This window comes from Methyloprofundus sedimenti, assembly GCF_002072955.1.
GTDB lineage: Bacteria > Pseudomonadota > Gammaproteobacteria > Methylococcales > Methylomonadaceae > Methyloprofundus > Methyloprofundus sedimenti.
The window spans coordinates 502,380-520,851 of sequence record NZ_LPUF01000003.1 but is presented as its reverse complement, the minus strand read 5'-3'; the positions used below and the strand labels follow the sequence as shown (position 1 = coordinate 520,851).

Genomic DNA, 18,472 nt, shown 5'->3' with positions numbered 1-18,472 from the left:
TGCCTATTGCTATAAAGCTGACTTCAGTCTGCTGTTGTAGATGTTATTTGGCATGTGGATTAAAATCCGCCCTACAAAACTTCTTCCAGCGGATTTTGATTTATATAATGACTAAGCTTCGCAAAATCCTGTAATGAAATAGTTTCTGCGCGTAAAGTAGGGTCTATATCCAATGCTGTAATATCAGCTTCAGTAATTAATTTTTTCAGTGAATTACGTAAGGTTTTACGTCTTTGTGAAAAGGCGGTAGTGACCACGGTATTCAACATTTTAACCGAATCTACCATAACCGGTAGTTGTTCGTACGGCACCAGGCGAACGATTGAAGACATTACTTTGGGCGCTGGATTAAAGCTTTCAGGCGGTACATCAAATAAATGTTCCGTCGCGCAGTAGTACTGCATCATAATGCTAAGCCGGCCATATTTCTTACTGCCGGGGTCGGCACAAATTCTATCCACAACTTCTTTTTGCAGCATAAAAGTCATATCTGCAATACGCGGGGTATTTTCCAGCAGATGAAACATTAACGGCGTAGAAATATTGTAGGGCAGGTTGCCTAAAATATGCAGCTTTTCATCCGCTTTCGCTAAAGATGAAAAATCAAACTTTAATGCATCTGAGCTGTGAATGGTTAAATTACTGTACTGTTTAAATTTATACTGCAGTAAGCGTACTAAATCTCTGTCTAATTCAACGACATCAAGTTGTGCGCCGCTTTTCAATAAAGGTTCGGTTAATGCGCCTTGTCCCGGGCCAATTTCTACCCAGTGCTGGTCCTGGTCATAAAAAAGCGAGCCTAGAATATTGTCAATAATATACTGGTCATGTAAAAAATTCTGTCCAAAACGTTTACGTGCTTTATGTGCCATAGTGTATTGTCATCAAGTGCTAAAAATATAACTTATTGAGTAGCCGTTTCTGAGCTGGCAGACATCTGTATCGCGGTTTGCAATGCGAATACCAGACTGCTAACTTCTGCTTTACCGGTACCGGCCAGATCTAAAGCAGTACCATGATCAACCGAGGTACGGATAATGGGCAGGCCTAAGGTAATATTAACTGCTTTACCAAAGCCTTTGTATTTTAAAACGGGTAATCCCTGGTCATGATACATCGCCAGTACAGCATCAGCCTTATCCAGATATTTAGCAGTAAACAAAGTATCTGCAGGGAGTGGGCCTTGTAAGCTAATACCGTCTAGACGACATTGATCTAGAGCTGGCTCAATCACCTCAATTTCTTCCCGCCCTAAATGACCACTTTCACCTGCATGGGGATTAAGCCCACAGACTAAAATATGCGGCTGCTGCAGCCCAAAACGATGGCGTAAATCCGCATCTAGTAAATGGATAACAGTTAATAATGTTTCCCGAGTAATTGCCCTGCTAACTTCGGATAGCGGTAAATGAGTTGTCGCCAGAGCGACGCGTAAACCTTCCGTTGCCAGCATCATCACGGGATGGCCGCCAGTTATAGTGGCAATATATTCGGTATGTCCGGTAAACGCTATGCCTGCATCATTAATAATTCCTTTGTGTACTGGTGCGGTGACCATTGCTGCAAACAATCCATCTAGACAGCCTTTAGTAGCCAGTTCGATTGTTTGTAATACGTAATGGCTGTTGTTTTTATTTAATATTCCACAGTTTACCGGCTCACTTAGACTGCAGGGTAAAACCGTTAATGCGCCTGCGACATGCTGCTGGATTTTTTGTTGCGCATTAAAGAGGTTAATACTCAGCGGTAAATTGAGTTGTTTTGCGCGTTGTTGCAGTAACTCCGGGTCTGCAATAACAATCAGTTCACAGGCGAGTTCATATTGTGCTAACTGTATGCATAAGTCGGGGCCAATGCCAGAGGGTTCGCCTGATGTTACAGCTATGCGGGGGAGAAGTGTTGACACGGTAATTATTAAATGATCAAAACATTATATTTTAGCATCAAACCCAAATGCGCGGTCCTGCATAAATAATAATTTCAGTTGTTCAACACATAAAAATAATATATTATGCAGCCCGAACGAACGTTAGGTAAGCATTGTGAGCACAAAAGAAAATATACTACAGATAGCGGTGACGCTATTTTCTAAACAAGGTTTTGATGGCGTGTCTATGCGAGATCTCGCAAAGTCGGCAAATATGAGCACTGCTGCTGTTTATCATCATTTTCCCAATAAGCAGGCTTTATATCTGCAAGCCATGCATTTTGCCTTTGCTAAACAGGCAAATGCATTTGATGCAGTGTGGCAAGCAGAGCTAGGGGCAGAAGAAAAACTCGGCAGCTTCGTTAGATGTCTAATCGAGGTGTTAACAACAGATATTGACTTTAGACGTTTTATGCAAAGAGAGTTGCTTGATGCAGATGATGAGCGCATGCAGCTTTTGGCGAAAGAAGTTTTTCAGGTACAGTTTAATCAGCTAATGACCGTCATTGAACAAATCAGTGGCTCACAACAACAGGTTCACTTTAGCGCATTAAGTGTGATTGCTCTGGTTTGCGATATTATTCAAATGCAACCACTAAGCAGACATTTGCCAGGCTGGCAGGCAGAGCATGAGCAGGTGGATTTTATTGCCGATCATGTGTTGAATCTATTAATCAGTGGAATTAAATCTAAAGGAAGTTTTTGATGAAAAAAAATACCTTATCAAACGGAGCAGGGGCGTTTACTGTTAATCATCCATGGTGGGTTTTACTGTTGAGTTTAATTTTTATTGGGCTTAGTGGAGCCGGGATAAAAGGACTGGAATTTACTAATAACTATCGCGTATTTTTTGGAGAAGATAACCCGCAGTTATTAGCTTTTGATGCGTTACAGAATACCTATAGCAAAAGTGATAATGTGATGATTCTGGTTGAGCCCAGGAGCGGCGATATGTTTAGCAGGGAAAATCTGCAGGCCATTGTGGAATTAACTAAAGCAGGGTGGCAATTACCTTATTCCAGCCGTGTCGATTCGATTAGTAATTTCCAGCATACTATTGCCGAGGGAGATGATCTGATTGTTGCTGATTTAATCATCCAGCCACTGCAAATGACCGATGAACAACTGCAATATGTCAGGCAGGTTGCCTTGCACGAGCCTTTACTGTTAGATCGTTTAGTATCTAAAACAGGGCATGTATCCGGAGTTAATATCACTATGCAGTTGCCGGGTACCAATCCGATGGAAGCGATGGAAATTGCTACTGTAGTACGAGATATGACGACAGAGTTTAGTGCAAAGCATCCTGATTTGACCTTGCATCTAAGTGGCTTGGTGATGATGAATAATGCTTTTGGTGAAGCTGCCTTGAAAGATAATTCCAGATTGGTTCCTCTTATGTACGGTATTGTCTTACTGGTATTAATCTTTTGTTTGCGTTCTTTTACTGCAACATTGAGCGTTATTTTGCTGATCGTTTTTTCAATTATTAGCGCTTTAGGTTTGGCGATTTACGCAGGTGTAAAATTAACACCGACCTCGGCGATGGCTCCCACGGTTATTTTAACTATGGCAGTCGCTGATTGTGTGCATTTATTAATCACTTTTTTGCATAATATGCGCCTGGGACATGAAAAAAAACTGGCCATGCAGGAAAGCTTGCGTATTAATTTTCAGCCTATCATGTTAACCAGTGTCACAACGGCGATAGGATTTTTGAGTCTGAATTTTAGTGATGCGCCTCCGTTCAAGGATTTAGGTAATATAGTCGCCTTGGGAGTATTGATCGCTTTTGTCTTGTCAATTACTTTATTGCCGGCATTAATGACGTTATTACCTGTCCGCGTTAAACAACAAGATGAATTAGATAATTCTGCGATGCAGCATCTTGCCTCATTTGTCATTAATCACAGGAAATCCTTATTAGTAGGAAATACACTATTGGCTGTGGTTTTAATGAGTTTTATTCCGCGTAATGAAATTAATGATGAATTTGTAAAATATTTTGATGAAAGTATTGAATTCAGACGTGCAGCTGATTTTTTAAATGATAATTTAAGCGGTATTTATAATATTGAACTTTCGATCGATACGGGTTCAACAGGGGGCATAAGTGAGCCGGGGTTTTTAGCGAAAATTGAACAGTTCAAGCTTTGGCTACTGCAACAGCCTGAAGTCGCGCATGTAAATAGCATTACCGATACCTTCAAACGCTTAAATAAGAATATGCATAGCGATCAGCAGGAGTGGTATAAATTGCCAGAAGAGCGAGATTTAGCGGCACAGTATTTATTGCTGTATGAAATGTCTTTACCTTACGGACTGGATTTAAACGATCAGATTAATATTGATAAATCAGGTATACGAGTGATTGCCAGTCTGAAAAACTTATCCACGAATCAAATGCTGGATATTGAACAACGCATCCATGACTGGATAGAGCTGAATTTAAGTGAATATACTATTAATGCCGCTAGTCCGGTATTAATGTTCTCGCATATCGGCCAGCGTAATATTATTCGCATGTTAATCGGTTCATTCGTTGCGTTAGTCTTAATTTCTATGATTTTGATAGCTGCATTTCGCTCTTTTAAATTAGGCTTAATCAGCTTGATACCCAATTTGATACCTGCCGGGATGGCATTTGGAATCTGGGGTTTAATTGATGGTCAGGTCGGGTTAGGGCTATCAGTCGTAACCGGTATGACAATTGGCATCGTGGTCGATGATACGGTGCATTTTATTAGTAAATATCGCCGTGCCAAAGTTGAAAAAGGCTTATCTTCAGAAGAAGCTGTACGTTATGCGTTTTCTACTGTGGGCGTGGCATTATGGGTGACCTCGCTGGTTTTAGTCAGTGGTTTTATCGTGCTTTCAACTTCGTCCTTTTTGATGAATAGTGGAATGGGTTTAATGACAGCGATTACCATTGCGGTTGCGCTGATAATGGACTTTTTATTTTTACCGCCTATTTTGATGACGCTGGATAAAAAGCCTGGCTAGATAAAGTTGGACGGAATTTGGTGGTCAATTCTGGCAAGTACACCCAAAAAACTGATTGTGTATTCGATATTAAGCGAACGCAGATCATCATTAATTTTAGCAGACTGCGAAGTCCGCTCACCTTGTTTTTGATTAGGAGAAAGAGAAAATGAAAAAAATAGTTATTAGTTTATTATTTTGTTTGCTGCCAGCAATCAGCTTTGCAGAGGAAGTAACAAGTGAACAAAAAGGGCTGGAAATCATGCAGGAAGTGGATAAGCGTGATTTAGGCTGGGGGGACATGGCCACCGACATGAAGATGATACTTAAAAATAAAAATGGCGATGAGCATGTACGTAATTTAAAAATGACTACCCTGGAAATGCAGGATGACGGGGATAAAAGTTTAAGTATTTTTGATAGCCCTAAAGATGTAAAAGGCACTGCCTTTTTAAGTTTTACACATGCATTGGAAGCGGATGAGCAATGGTTGTATTTGCCGGCCCTTAAAAGGGTCAAACGGATATCATCCAGCAATAAATCGGGGCCATTTCTGGGCAGTGAATTTGCCTTTGAAGATTTAACCTCATTTGAGTTAAAAAAATATAAATATAATTATCTGCGTGATGAAGTAATTGATGGTATTGATTGCTTTGTGATTGAAACATTGCCGCAATACGAACACTCGGGCTATGCTCGCAGTTTAGTCTGGGTAGATAAAGAACGCTATATTCCAATCAGAATTGATTATTATGACCGTAAAAATGCACTGTTAAAAACACAGACATTTAGCGATTATCAGCAATATTTAGGACAATACTGGCGTGCAGGAAAATCACTTATGGAAAATCATTTAACAGGTAAAAGTACCATTTTACTTTGGGAAAACTACACTTTCCGTACGGGTTTAACAGAACGTAATTTTGATCAAAGCACTTTAAAGCGTTCACGATAATATTTAAACAGCGTAAGTTGTGTAGGATTCTTTTGCCTGGCAAAGAATCTTGCACGACATTCTAATTGTCCATAGAGAATAACAGTTCAAGAGATGTTTAGTGCAAAATAAGCAATGCTATTGGCTGGTTTTATGTCTGCTATGGATTAAGCCACTTAGTGCCTGGGAGCTATCAGGCTATGTCGGGATCGAAGATACGGTCTTTTATGATCAGCCCCTGGATTCCCGGCAATACATGAACTACCTGTCGGGCGTCATAGAAGCTGAACTCTATCATGAGTGGGATAATGGCAATCAGATATTTGCTTTTGTGCCTTATTTCCGGGGCACTCAATATGACAGTAATAGCACCTATTTTGATATACGTGAACTGACCTGGGTGAAAGCGGCGGAAACCTGGGAGTTACGCCTGGGAATTCGCAAAGTTTTTTGGGGTGTTACTGAGTCAGTTCATCTGGTTAATATCATTAATCAGCGCGATATGGTGGAAAATATTGATGGTGAAGAAAAGCTTGGGCAGCCAATGATTAATTTTGCCTGGATCCAGGATTGGGGAACCATCGATTTGTTTTTATTGCCGGGTTTCCGGGAAATGCAATTTAAAGGCGTGGAAGGAAGGCCAAGAAGCCAACCCGCAGTAGAGGGTAGTCAGGCGAAATTTGATAAAAATGGCTTTGAGAGGCAAATGGCCTATGCGATACGCTGGTCACATTCTATCGGCGACTGGGATATCGGTTTATCTAATTTTTATGGTACCAGTCGTGATCCGGTTTTTCTGCTGGAACAAGATGCAGCAGGGCAGGTCTCGATCATACCTTATTATCAGAACATCAATCAAACCGGGCTGGATGTACAGGCAACGATCGAAAGCTGGCTATTAAAGCTGGAAATGTTTGTACGCGTGAGTGAGATTGATACAACATTTGCAACGGTGGCAGGGTTAGAATATACCTTTTTTAATATCGGTGAGACCGGGCTGGATATCGGATTACTGGCAGAGTATCTCTATGATAGTCGCGGCTATTTTGCACCGACAGCTTTTCAGGATGATTTTTTTACCGGAATACGTTTTGCTTTAAATGATGCGCAAGATTCGCAGATTCTGGCAGGTGTGATTGTAGACAGTAATACGTATGCGCAATTTTATAATATTGAAGCCAGCCGGCGTTTTTTTGATAGTTTCACATTAGAAGTTGAAGCGCGTCTTTTTAATGGTGCATCACCTGGTGACCGCGCGTATATGTTTCGCAATGATAGCCATTTCAGATTTCAATTAAGTTATCATTTTTAAGTATTGAGTGATAACTCGGTATGGCTGATACCTTTTGCAACTCACAGGGCGGTGCTTTTGGGGGCGCCTCCTGCAAGCCGCAATTATTAATGCTCTAACGGCGGCTGAGCCGGCCCGGTTGCATTAATAATAACCTGATCTCCCGTATGTAAAATGCCCGGATTATCATGTAATGCATTTTGCCCAAAAAAAACCTGATTATCCCATTTTCGGGTACGTGCCAGAGTTTGTAGCGGCTCTTTGCCGGTAAGCGCTGTATCAGGGTCAATCTGGGGCACAGAGCAGCGTGAGCAGGGTTTAGGTAATCTGAAAGAAATCTCGCCTATACTGATTTTGCGCCAGATATCTTCAGCATAAGCAGTGCAATCGCTAATCACCAGATTAGGACGAAAACGGCGCATTGAAAGTGTTAAATTCATTTGCTGATTTAATAATTCCAAAGATGCCGCAGCAACAATCAGAAAAGGAAAGCCATCGCTAAAAGAGGTCTGATCATTTGCCAGCGCGTATTTCTGATCAACTGTACGAATATTTTCATTCGGTTGATAGACAAGCGAACAAGGGAATTTTAGAAAATCACTAAACCACTGACTTGCCTGTTGATTAATTTTTTGAGCTGCACACTGATCATGCCAGATTGTTACTTCCTGTATCGTATCTGTTACAGGCGGTTCAAGCCCGAGTTTTAAGTCAGTCTGATCAGGCGCAGAAACAACAAGTTGCTGATCTATAATCCGGGTTTTTATCAAAGCCATTTTAGGCAGGCGGCGTTGAGATAAAAACTGCTGCTGTTCATCGACCAGCATCCATTTTCTATCGTATTTTAGTCCGCTCCGGGTGACTTCCCACTGGTCTAGCTGGATACCTGCAAGAGATTTAATGGGGTAAATAAAAATTTGACTTAAAAAGGGCATGGTTTGACACCGAAAGCAGAATTACACAAGGGAATTTATCGCTTCTAATATATAATAAAAATACTTATTGATATATAAACTACACACTCCTGAATTGATTAACTCGAATAATTAATAAAAATGCTCACTGTCCGATTATTACTATTTTATCTACTTTTATTGTCACTGGTATGCAGTAACAAGCTGATTGCGAGTGAGCAGCAAGAAATCAAGATTGCCTATCTCACACAAGAAATACAAGTACCGTCAGCTTTGTCTAATCTTGAGCCTTTTATTACGGATAAGGGTTTGCAAGGTGCGTTGTTAGGTCTAAAAGATAATAACACCACCGGTCAGTTTACTGCTCAGAACTATTTATTAGAACAAGTTATAGTGCCTGTTGATGGTGATGTTAAACAGGCATTTGCTGAAATACTCAAGCAAGGCGTACAACTTATTATTGTGAATTTACCGGCAGAGAAGTTGCTGCAAATAAATCAACTCAATAATAATCAGGCATTACTTTTTGATGTAGCGACACGCACCGATGCTTTTCGGCATAATCAATGCCTAAGCAATGTATTGCATATATTGCCCAGCCGCGCTATGCGTGCAGATGCATTAGCACAGTATATGTTGAAAAAGCGCTGGAATCGATGGTTTCTAGTGACTGGAAATACTGCTGAAGATGCCTTGTATGCACAGGCAATTAAGCGTTCGGCTAAACGCTTTGGCATGAAAATCATTGCTGAGAAAAAATGGCTTCATAGCTATGATGCAAGACGTACCGCGCAGTCAGATATTCCGGTATTTACTCAGGTGGATGATTATGATGTCTTGGTAGTTGCTGATGAACAGGGCTTGTTCGGTGAATATATCAGCTACCGTAGTTGGTTGCCCAGGCCAGTAATCGGCACACAGGGTTTAGTGGCAACGGCATGGCATCGTACCCACGAGCAATGGGGCGCAGTACAAATTCAAAATCGTTTTAAAACTTTGGCCAACCGGTCTATGCAGGAACAGGATTACGCCGCTTATTTAGCTGCTCGAGCCATCGGAGAAGCAGTCACCCGTACCCGGGCAGTAGATGCTGTAGCAGTAAAAGCCTATTTATTAAGTGATCGCTTTAAATTGCAAGGCTATAAAGGCAAGCCGCTTAGCTTTAGAAGCTGGAATGGACAATTACGTCAGCCCGTTTTACTAGCTGCACCAACCTCATTAGTGATTACTGCACCGTTAGAGGGTTTTTTGCATCCGCATAATGAATTAGATACCTTAGGTTATGATCAGCCAGAAACACAATGCCAATAGGAATAAATATGCATACTAAAGTATTAATCAGCACAGGGCTTTTGTTATTTTCAGTAGTAAGTAGCGCAGAAACAGTGTTTGTCAGTCTGGAAAAAGATAATGCTATCGCAGTTGTTGATCCAGTTGCAGGTAAACTTATCAAGACTGTCAGTATAGGACAAAGGCCGCGGGGCATACAATTAAGTCCTGATGCACAGACTTTGTATATTGCCACTAGCGATGATGACACTGTACTTGAGATTGATGCCAATACACTAGTAGTTAAAAACAGACTGCCTTCCGGTGAAGACCCGGAAACCTTTGCTATCAATTCGACAGGCACACGCATGTATGTCTCTAATGAAGATGATAATCAGGTCACGGTGATAGATTTGCTTAGCAGACAGGCGATACATGCAATCGGTGTAGGTGTTGAGCCTGAAGGTATTGCCGTTAGTCCGGATAATCAATGGATAGTGAGTGCGTCGGAAACCACTAATATGGTGCACTGGATTGATGCCAAAACCTATACAATCAAAGCGAATACGCTGGTCGATCCGCGGCCCAGGGCGTTAAGTTTTACTGCGGATGGGCAGCAATTATGGGTGACTTCTGAAATTGATGGAACCTTGATGATTATCGATGTTGCGACTAAAGAAATTAGCCAGCGAATACATTTTGCAGTGCCTGGATTAGGTAAAGAAAAAATCCAGCCTGTGGGTGTCGTCGTTGATAAAAAGCGGCAATGGGCATATGTTGCATTGGGCCCTGCTAATCGCGTAGCTGTTGTTAATGCCCAAACGTATGAGGTGGAAAAGTATTTATTAGTCGGTGCACGAGTCTGGAATCTGGCTTTCTCACCTGAACAGACACGTTTATATACCACCAATGGCGTGAGTCATGATATTTCAATTATTGATTTAGACAATCATAAAGTAACCAAATCCATAGCGGTAGGGCGTTATCCGTGGGGGCTGGCAGTTAAGCCTTGATTAATCGTCTGTAGAGTGGACTTTAGTCACCCTGTTCGACATGTTGTATGGCATCCGGACAAATCGACTTATATATTATCAGGATAATAATGGCTGAAAAATTAGCATTAGAAATAACGAATTTAAATTTTTCCTATGGCAATAAACATGTTCTGCACGATTTGACTTTCACCGTTGCAGCAGGGCAGTGTTGTATTTTGCTGGGTCCGAATGGGGCGGGGAAAAGTACGCTTTTTTCCCTGATTACCCGTTTGTACGCACATAAGCAGGGTGATATTCATTTAGCGGGTTTTAATATTCACAAGCAACCACTAAAAGCATTGGCACAGCTAGGTGTCGTATTTCAGCAAACAACTCTGGATCTTGATTTAAGCGTACAGCAAAATTTGCGTTATCATGCTGCTTTGCAGGGGATGAGTAGAAAAAAGGCCAATCTGGGTATACAGGAACAATTAGAGCGGCTGGGCATGTACGAACGCCGCAAAGAAGTCGTGCGACAGCTGAATGGTGGACACAGACGGCGTGTCGAGATAGCTCGCGCTTTAATGCATAAGCCTGGTGTGTTGTTACTGGACGAGCCCACGGTAGGACTAGATGCGCCGAGCAGGCATGCGATTGTTAAGCATGTGCACCAACTCGCACAGGATGGCGACTTGGCAGTGCTCTGGGCAACACATCTAATGGATGAAATCTATGCTTCTGATAAAGTAGTGCTTATTCATCAGGGCGCTGTAAAAGCTGAGGGTGCTGTGAAAGATATTATTCAGCAGACACAAACGGATAATATTAATGATGCTTTTTTTAAATTAACTCTGGGAAAAGGCTGATGCGCATATTTCATTACTGGTTTGCCCTCTGGGGTATTGTATTTCGCGAGTTATTGCGTTTTGTAAAACAAAAAGAACGGTTTTTATCCGCATTAGTTCGGCCATTAATCTGGTTATTTGTCTTCGCAGCAGGTTTTAGAGCGGCATTAGGCATTGCCATTATTCCACCTTATGAGACTTATATACTCTATGAAGTGTATATTACTCCGGGCTTAATCGGTATGATCCAGCTATTCAATGGTATGCAAAGCTCCTTGTCTATGGTTTATGACCGGGAAATGGGGAGTATGCGTATATTATTAGTCAGTCCTTTGCCACGCTGGTACTTGTTACTGTCAAAATTACTGGCAGGTGTTTTTGTTTCAATACTGCAAGTCTATGTGTTTTTGGCAATTGCCTGGTTTTATCAGATTCAGGCACCTTTAGAAGGCTATTTGTGGTTACTTCCTGCCCTGATGCTCTCAGGGTTAATGTTGGGTGCATTAGGCTTATTGTTGTCATCATTTATTAAGCAACTGGAAAATTTTGCCGGGGTTATGAATTTTGTTATTTTCCCTATGTTTTTTATGTCAACTGCTTTATATCCCTTATGGAAGTTACAGGAATCCAGTGCATGGCTGTATAAATTAGCAGAATATAATCCTTTTTCTCAAGCAGTTGAGTTTCTTCGCTTTGCAATGTATGCTCAATACAACCAACAAGCTTTTGTTTATACAGCAGTTGCATTTGCGCTATTTTTTATACTTGCTATGATAGGTTATAATCCCTCCAAAGGAATGATGAAAGGGAAAGGGCGTTAATTTTAAAGTATAATAAGCAGCTGGTTTTGCATGCGTATAATAAATTCATTTAGTTGACAGAAAAACAACTAGATAAATAATAAAAATAACTATTTAGATAATGAGGAGTCACCCATGAGTGAATACAAATCGACTGAAGATGAAATAGAAAGTATAAAGGAAAATGCTGAAAAAGCAGTAGACGCTATAGAGGATGCTGTTGAAGAAGCAGTAGATGCTGTAGAGGATGCAGTAGAGGATGCAGTAGAGGATGCTGTAGAAAAAGCAAAACCTCCTTTAATGAAATTTAAAGATGAAAACCCAAAAGTATTTTTTGGAGGTATTGCCGCCATCGTAATAGTTGCTGGCATATTTCTCTTTTCAGGTGGCGATTCTAAAAAGTTGCAAGCACCACAAATAGCTCACGCGGTTGGCCAGACATATACCCTGCAGGCGGCTAATGCATTGCCTGATTCTGGTATAACATTAAAGATTTTGAAAATACCTGGGCAAATGGCTGCATTTGATAGTGAAAGTGAAGATGTAGTTTGTAATGCACCAACAGGGACTCGAGCTACTATCACAAGCTTTCAGGAAGCTTTTGGCAAGAAAAATCTTTTTGCTCAAATAGAGATATTGGACGAAGTGGGTGATTGTCGTAAAGGCGTTAAAGGCTGGACATTGACTACAAACTTGAAATAATTTATTAGGGGATATTGACAGGATCAATAATATCGCTATAATAAGCAATTCAATCAGAGCGGGAATAGCTCAGTGGTAGAGCACAACCTTGCCAAGGTTGGGGTCGCGAGTTCGAGCCTCGTTTCCCGCTCCAAAAGAATTAAAAAGCCGCGAGTAACGCGGCTTTTTTATTTCGATTTTAAGGCTGCGTAGCAAAGTGGTTATGCAGTGGCCTGCAAAGCCATCTACGCCGGTTCGATTCCGGCCGCAGCCTCCAAAAATATTCACACAAGACATACAAGAAGCGGGAATAGCTCAGTGGTAGAGCACAACCTTGCCAAGGTTGGGGTCGCGAGTTCGAGCCTCGTTTCCCGCTCCATGTTTATTTCAGTCATATTATCTTCAACCCTATCCAGGGTTAATCAAAAAAATTACATATTGATAAACGGCTTAGCGTAAAATACCTGATAGTAAAGTATTTGGCGCATTCGGTATAATAGTGATTACGTCCTAATTATCGCGTCAAATTATCTTAACACTTTTATTTTAAGAGTTTGTATGGGGTGGGTTGAACTTATTTTTTCTAACTACCTTATTTTTCAAGGAATTGATAGATTTCATTGCGGGCTTGTCAAACGGGTACGTCATCAAGCCATTCTATAAAAATGTTATATGTGTAACCCATAATCATAATGAGCAGATATTCAAAAAAACAACAGGCATCCCCTGAAACTCATGATGACGCTTTAAAAATTGCTAATGCTACACAACGGCCAGGGCAAACAAAAGAACAGACTAAGCTTATAGCCCAAGGTGTTCAGAAGGGCATAGAACAGTATAAAAAACAGCAAAAAGAAAGGTCACGAGAGCTTAATAAGAAGCTTAAAAAAGTAACGGGTAAGTTAAACCAGCTAGATGAAAAACCTGAGCATGAGTTAGATGCAGAAATTATTTATCGTCAAAGTTACCTGGCATGGGTTTTATTACTGTTAAGCTGGGGCGGTTTTGCTGCTTATCTTATATTGACTTAGATTCGACCAGATAACAATTAAATAAGCAGTTTGTCTGATTGATTTTTTTATAAACTTCAAGATAGGCATTATGTTAGCTTTCCCATTCAATATTAAACATCAAGTTTGATACCTTGATCCCACCTGATCATCTAATTACGTTTCGCGATGTAAAGCTTTACATTACGAGACACTGCTGCCATTCAAAATATATACAAATCGCTTTCATAAACTTAAACCACTCTTCAATGCCTAAATTTCAAGTCTCTCAGAATTCTGCTTTTCCGAATTTATTGCAAAAAATATTTTGAATTGATGCATGCATAGGCGGGGTAAGTTCAACAATATTGGATAATATTTTGTTGATACTGTTTATGATTAAGCAGGGCCATTCATCTGTTTCACTAAAATTCATTTAATCAGATTAGAAAGTTAATGAGTCGAATAAATGGATAACGATGAAGAAATCTTTAAGTCTAGTATTAGATTCGGCGACTTTGTTATTGAAACAACTGTTTGCGAATCAAATATCTGTTGAGCCTTGAGTTAACGCCTCAACCGGGTTTATGATTGCCCTGGCGTTAATGAGTGGCGTTTACGGGCGCTGTGCAGAGAGCACCAAGCCTTGTAACAGGCGCAAACCAACGAAAACGCCTTCTGACTGCCCCCTAAAGGCTACTCACTGCTTGTTCAATGCCTCGATTCAGGCCGGAATGCCACCGAGGGCACTTTGATCTGTCTCCAGAGATACTTTCCGGATCGGTGTGGGAGAGACTGTCCTATTGCTCCGCAGACTCGCCTATGTAGGGGGGCAGTTGTCCAGTACGCCGAAGTAAAGCTGCATGTCAGGGAAGAGTAGGTCCCGAATCCGAACATTTTCGGTCGTTAGCGTGCCAAGCTTTTGAAGGATAGGTTCATCTACCAAAATGATGGTCCTAAACTCAATAGATGTACCAAAGGAAATTCAGCTGTCAAAGATCGCTTTAATTTTTTTTTACAAGAACTTGATTTTCCACTGGTAGCTTTTTCAGCGAGCAAATCTTTAGTATGCTGTTTTAAAATGCAAACTAAAGGGCTGCTACCCGTATCATGACGTTTTAGTTTCTTAAGGTGTAATCATATTTCAAGGTATAATTAAAATTACAATTTTGCCATACGCATTCTTAAATAGTTTGCTGTCTTACTACTACGCTTCTTTACTTTTCTCTGAGCAGACTGTAGCTTAATATTTATTCGCTTTATGTTAAAAAAATCTCCCTTTAATCATTATCTCAATGTTATTGCGCTAGTTATTGCGTGTAGCCCCTTGATCTCTTTTGCATCTGCTAATCCCATTGTTGATATTCAAACTACTCAAGGATTGATTACAGTAGAATTAGCCGCAGATAAGGCCCCGCTCACTACGCAAAATTTTTTAACTTATGTCGGTGAAGGTTTTTATGACGATACTTTGTTTCATCGGGTCATTGATAACTTTCTGATACAGGGGGGAGGGTACTCTGTCTCCCTGGAATTAAAAGAAAATCATGAGCCTATTGCTTTAGAGCTGGGTGAGGGTTTGCAAAATATACGTGGTAGCATTGCAATGGCGCGGCTTAGTAACCCGGATAGCGCCAGATCACAATTTTTTATTAATACAGTGGATAATTTATCTTTTGATAACTTAGGTTATGCTGTTTTTGGCAAAGTTATCCAGGGTATGCAGGTGGTTGATACTATTAGTGCAGTGGCGACAGAGTCAGTTCCCACTGAAGCAGGGTTAATACGCAATGTGCCGGAACACCCAATTATTATCGAGGCCATGCGCCCGCGTACAGGGCAGTTAGAGTTTGTACCTTTAAATGCTGTTTATACTGCGGGTGAAGTCGTTCGAGTGCGGCTTGAAGAAACAATGCACAGGCTTGAAGTACTGGATTTATGGGTTGCTGTATTGAGCGGTGATGGTCTTATATTATATATAACCGAGAAGGGATTTTCATCTGCGCCTGCCGTGTTTAAAGAGTTAGTTCCTGTGAATGAAATAAGCCACCCGGTATTAAATTTTACGCTACCACAAGGCCTGACCGGAGAATACGCTTTGCTGGCTGTTTTTAATAAACCGGGTGCGGGGATAGAAGACTTGATGCATAGTTTACGCTCAAATATCGCGCAAATCAGTGTTGATTTTATTTTGGAATAAATTATGAAATTATTGTTTAAATTAATAGTTGCGCTGCTGATAGTCGGGCTGTGTGCTTATCTTACTGCTGAGTTTTTAATGGAATTCTGGTGGTTTCGCTCTTTGAATCTGGGCACTTATTTTATTCTGCGGGAAAGTTATGAGTGGCTGGTAAAAATTGGCACGACTATTCTTTTAACAAATCTTGTTTACTTAAATTTTTCCTATATGCCACGCGCATTATCACTACATAAGGAAAGTGATAATAAAGGTCTGTTAGCATTTTTGCAAAGCAATAAAAAGTTATTATGGCTGATATCTTTTTTGCTGGTTATACCGCTATTAATTCCAGTTTATACTCATTGGGAAAGTTTTCTATTATATTATTTTGGCGCTAAATCCGAGCTTGTTGACCCGGTCTACGCTAAAGATATCAGTTACTATTTTTTTTCCTATCCTGTCTATGCACTGATACAAAAAGAATTACTTTGGATTTTTGCCGTATTAATAGCGCTGCTTAGTTGTTTGTATCTGGTGTTTTATAAGAAACATAAACAGAAGCTACAGGAATTTCCTGCTGCGGCCAAATTACATATTGCCATATTAGTTGCGATTTTGATTTTTCTGCAAATCTGGTCTATCGCTTTAGAACGGATTGAATTGCTGTATGAAGACAGGCATTTACCTGTTTTTTTCGGGCCAGGGTTTGTGGAAATGAATCATCAATTACCACTCATTATTTTAAGTTTTATCTTGTTTTTAGGAACAGCTGTGGCCGCTATTTATAGTCTGTATAGCGGGCAAAAATATAAACTTGCTATGGGTTTTGGGCTTGCTTACTTGCTAGTATTGACTCTTAAACAGGCGGATGTCATACCAAATCTGATTGATGATTATTATGTTAGCTCCAATCCGGTTCAGGCGGAAGCTAAATATATTCAGCGCCATATTAAAGCTACTGCTGATGCGTTTAATTTTGATGATATCACGGTAAAAAATTATCCGGTAGTTCCCACTTTAACGGCCTCTATAAGTAAAGAAATCACTAGCGAATTAGACAATATTCCACTATGGGATAATGATCTATTACTTTCTGCTTTTGAGCAATTACAAAGTATTCGGCCATATTTTAGTTTTTATCAAATTGCTGCAGATCGTTATAAGTTAGGGGGTAAAAATCAACAAGTGAATATTGCTGCTCGAGAAATTGATTATCAGGGTCTTGCTGTTGAGGCACAAAACTGGCGTAACCGACATCTTGTTTATACGCATGGTTATGGCATGCTTATGTTGCCTTCCGATCAACAAGCAAATAAACCCATGCAATGGTTAATCAGTGACTTTGGGCAGGATGTAAAGTTTGATAAATTACGTATAGATCGACCTGAGATCTATTATGGGCTGGCAAAATCAAAATATGCGGTGGTACCCAATAGTGAATCATTAAAGCCTGAAAATAGAATATCAGGTGACATGAGCACTGATTATCAAGGAACGGGTGGTCTGCCGTTATCATCTTTATTTGCTAAAGCAGTGGTCTCAATATTCTTTAAAGATGAGCGTTTGTTTTTTTCTGCGGGCATAAACAACGATAGCCGTATACTCGTTAGGCGTAATATTTATCAGCGTATTAAAGAGATTGCACCTTTTTTAATGCTGGATAACGATCCCTATCCAGTCTTGATCGATCATAAAATATACTGGATAGTTGATGCCTATACCACATCTAGGCTTTACCCATTAGTTCAACCAGTGACTCTGGAAGACTCAGAGCCAGGTACAACAGCGGAAAAATTTAATTACGCCCGGAATTCCGTCAAAATTATTATTGACGCATATAACGGATCTGTTGATTTTTATGTGGTTGATAGTAAAGATCCATTAATTAAAACCTATCAACGACTTTATCCTGGCTTGTTTAAAGAGTTTGCGCAGGTGCCAAAGCCTTTTATCAAGCATTTTAGATACACTATAGCCTGGTTCGCTTTGCAAATGCGCTTATATGCACGTTTTCATCAAACAGACCCAGTCATATTTTATCAACAAAGTGCGGCTTTAGAGTTTTCTCATATAGGTGATAAACCGGGGCAGCCTTATTATTTGACTCTTGATATTGAAGAGCAGGAAAAAACTAAAGCTGTAGAGAGTCAAAAATTTATTGCTGTTAATCTCTTTTCGCCTTTAGGGCTGGATAATTTATATTCGATTGCTATTGCAGGTTGTTTAAAAGCTGAGCATTGTAATGAGCATTATCAGGATGATATTTTTATCTATAAGTTTCCTCAAGATGTTCAAGTAGAAGGGCCTGCACAGGTCAGTGCATTAATGAATCAAAATCCAGATATTTCAAGGCAGTTTAGTTTGTGGAATCAGCATGGCTCTAAAGTTATTCGAGGAAGGATGATTATTGTGTTCGTAGAGCATACTTTACTTTATATTCAGCCTTTGTATTTACAATCGAGTTCGGCAGAGGGTTTTCCTACGCTGGTGAAGGTGCTTGTAGCGCTGGGTCGGCATACGGAAATAGCAGATTCCCTGACTCAGGCTTTTGAGAAATTGCAGAAAAAAATAATGGCCGCGCAAGGGAGGATAGAGCCTATCTCAACATCCGCTGATTAAATGGTTGCGAGAGTAGGTTTTTTCCGGGGAAGCCTTTAGCCTGCACAACATATTGTACTGTTATCTGT

Annotated in this window: 15 protein-coding genes and 3 tRNA genes; 15 read left to right on the top strand and 3 right to left on the bottom strand. The window is 40.4% G+C overall.

The window, feature by feature from the left end; translation table 11 throughout:
- Positions 1-71: 71 nt before the first annotated feature.
- Both rsmA and pdxA read right to left on the bottom strand, forming a co-directional pair.
- Complete coding sequence (gene rsmA / locus AU255_RS17245; protein ID WP_080524125.1) at positions 72-872, bottom strand: 16S rRNA (adenine(1518)-N(6)/adenine(1519)-N(6))-dimethyltransferase RsmA; 801 nt, start codon at positions 870-872, stop codon at positions 72-74.
- A 32-nt stretch (positions 873-904) separates the two neighbouring features.
- Positions 905-1,912 (bottom strand): 4-hydroxythreonine-4-phosphate dehydrogenase PdxA, encoded by a 1,008-nt coding sequence (gene pdxA, locus AU255_RS17240; RefSeq protein WP_408606498.1) that lies wholly within the window; start codon positions 1,910-1,912, stop codon positions 905-907.
- Positions 1,913-2,042: 130 nt separating this feature from the next.
- Here pdxA and AU255_RS17235 point away from each other — a divergent pair, with 130 nt between their 5' ends.
- The 4 genes from AU255_RS17235 to AU255_RS17220 all read left to right on the top strand — a co-directional run bounded on the left by AU255_RS17235 (position 2,043) and on the right by AU255_RS17220 (position 7,155).
- Positions 2,043-2,633, top strand: a complete 591-nt coding sequence (locus AU255_RS17235) for a TetR/AcrR family transcriptional regulator (protein WP_080524123.1) — start codon at positions 2,043-2,045, stop codon at positions 2,631-2,633.
- Positions 2,633-4,930: an efflux RND transporter permease subunit gene (locus AU255_RS17230; RefSeq protein ID WP_080524122.1), complete on the top strand. Its 2,298-nt coding sequence runs from the start codon at positions 2,633-2,635 to the stop codon at positions 4,928-4,930. Before AU255_RS17235 ends, AU255_RS17230 begins: the two co-directional genes overlap by 1 nt.
- Positions 4,931-5,078: 148 nt before the next feature.
- Entirely contained in the window at positions 5,079-5,864 is a 786-nt protein-coding gene (locus tag AU255_RS17225) for an outer membrane lipoprotein-sorting protein (RefSeq protein WP_080524121.1), read from the top strand.
- A gap of 100 nt (positions 5,865-5,964) precedes the next feature.
- Positions 5,965-7,155: a hypothetical protein gene (locus AU255_RS17220; protein ID WP_080524120.1), complete on the top strand. Its 1,191-nt coding sequence runs from the start codon at positions 5,965-5,967 to the stop codon at positions 7,153-7,155.
- Positions 7,156-7,241: 86 nt separating this feature from the next.
- On the opposite strand, the gene AU255_RS17215 is transcribed toward AU255_RS17220, so the two are convergent.
- Positions 7,242-8,069, bottom strand: a complete 828-nt coding sequence (locus AU255_RS17215) for an MOSC domain-containing protein (RefSeq protein WP_080524119.1) — start codon at positions 8,067-8,069, stop codon at positions 7,242-7,244.
- Positions 8,070-8,189: 120 nt separating this feature from the next.
- Here AU255_RS17215 and AU255_RS17210 point away from each other — a divergent pair, with 120 nt between their 5' ends.
- From AU255_RS17210 to AU255_RS17160, 11 genes are all read left to right on the top strand, one after another.
- A complete protein-coding gene (locus AU255_RS17210; RefSeq protein ID WP_080524118.1) occupies positions 8,190-9,359 on the top strand; it encodes an ABC transporter substrate-binding protein in 1,170 nt (389 codons plus the stop codon).
- An 8-nt stretch (positions 9,360-9,367) separates the two neighbouring features.
- Positions 9,368-10,330, top strand: coding sequence for a PQQ-dependent catabolism-associated beta-propeller protein (locus AU255_RS17205; RefSeq protein WP_080524117.1), 963 nt, complete (start codon positions 9,368-9,370; stop codon positions 10,328-10,330).
- Positions 10,331-10,419: 89 nt separating this feature from the next.
- Positions 10,420-11,157, top strand: coding sequence for an ABC transporter ATP-binding protein (locus AU255_RS17200; protein WP_080524116.1), 738 nt, complete (start codon positions 10,420-10,422; stop codon positions 11,155-11,157).
- Entirely contained in the window at positions 11,157-11,957 is an 801-nt protein-coding gene (locus AU255_RS17195) for an ABC transporter permease (RefSeq protein WP_080524115.1), read from the top strand. The genes AU255_RS17200 and AU255_RS17195 overlap by 1 nt, the downstream gene beginning before the upstream one ends.
- Positions 11,958-12,071: 114 nt before the next feature.
- Entirely contained in the window at positions 12,072-12,638 is a 567-nt protein-coding gene (locus tag AU255_RS17190) for a hypothetical protein (RefSeq protein WP_080524114.1), read from the top strand.
- Positions 12,639-12,696: 58 nt separating this feature from the next.
- A tRNA-Gly gene (locus tag AU255_RS17185) sits at positions 12,697-12,771 on the top strand.
- A 49-nt stretch (positions 12,772-12,820) separates the two neighbouring features.
- Positions 12,821-12,894, top strand: a tRNA-Cys gene (locus AU255_RS17180).
- 27 nt (positions 12,895-12,921) lie between these two features.
- Positions 12,922-12,996 (top strand) — tRNA-Gly (locus tag AU255_RS17175).
- A gap of 313 nt (positions 12,997-13,309) precedes the next feature.
- Positions 13,310-13,648 carry a DUF2956 domain-containing protein gene (locus tag AU255_RS17170; protein ID WP_080524113.1) on the top strand — a complete coding sequence of 113 codons (339 nt, stop codon included), beginning with the start codon at positions 13,310-13,312 and terminating at the stop codon, positions 13,646-13,648.
- 1,219 nt (positions 13,649-14,867) lie between these two features.
- Entirely contained in the window at positions 14,868-15,806 is a 939-nt protein-coding gene (locus AU255_RS17165; RefSeq protein ID WP_080524112.1) for a peptidylprolyl isomerase, read from the top strand.
- A 3-nt stretch (positions 15,807-15,809) separates the two neighbouring features.
- Positions 15,810-18,404 carry a UPF0182 family protein gene (locus AU255_RS17160; RefSeq protein WP_080524111.1) on the top strand — a complete coding sequence of 865 codons (2,595 nt, stop codon included), beginning with the start codon at positions 15,810-15,812 and terminating at the stop codon, positions 18,402-18,404.
- Positions 18,405-18,472 lie beyond the last annotated feature (68 nt).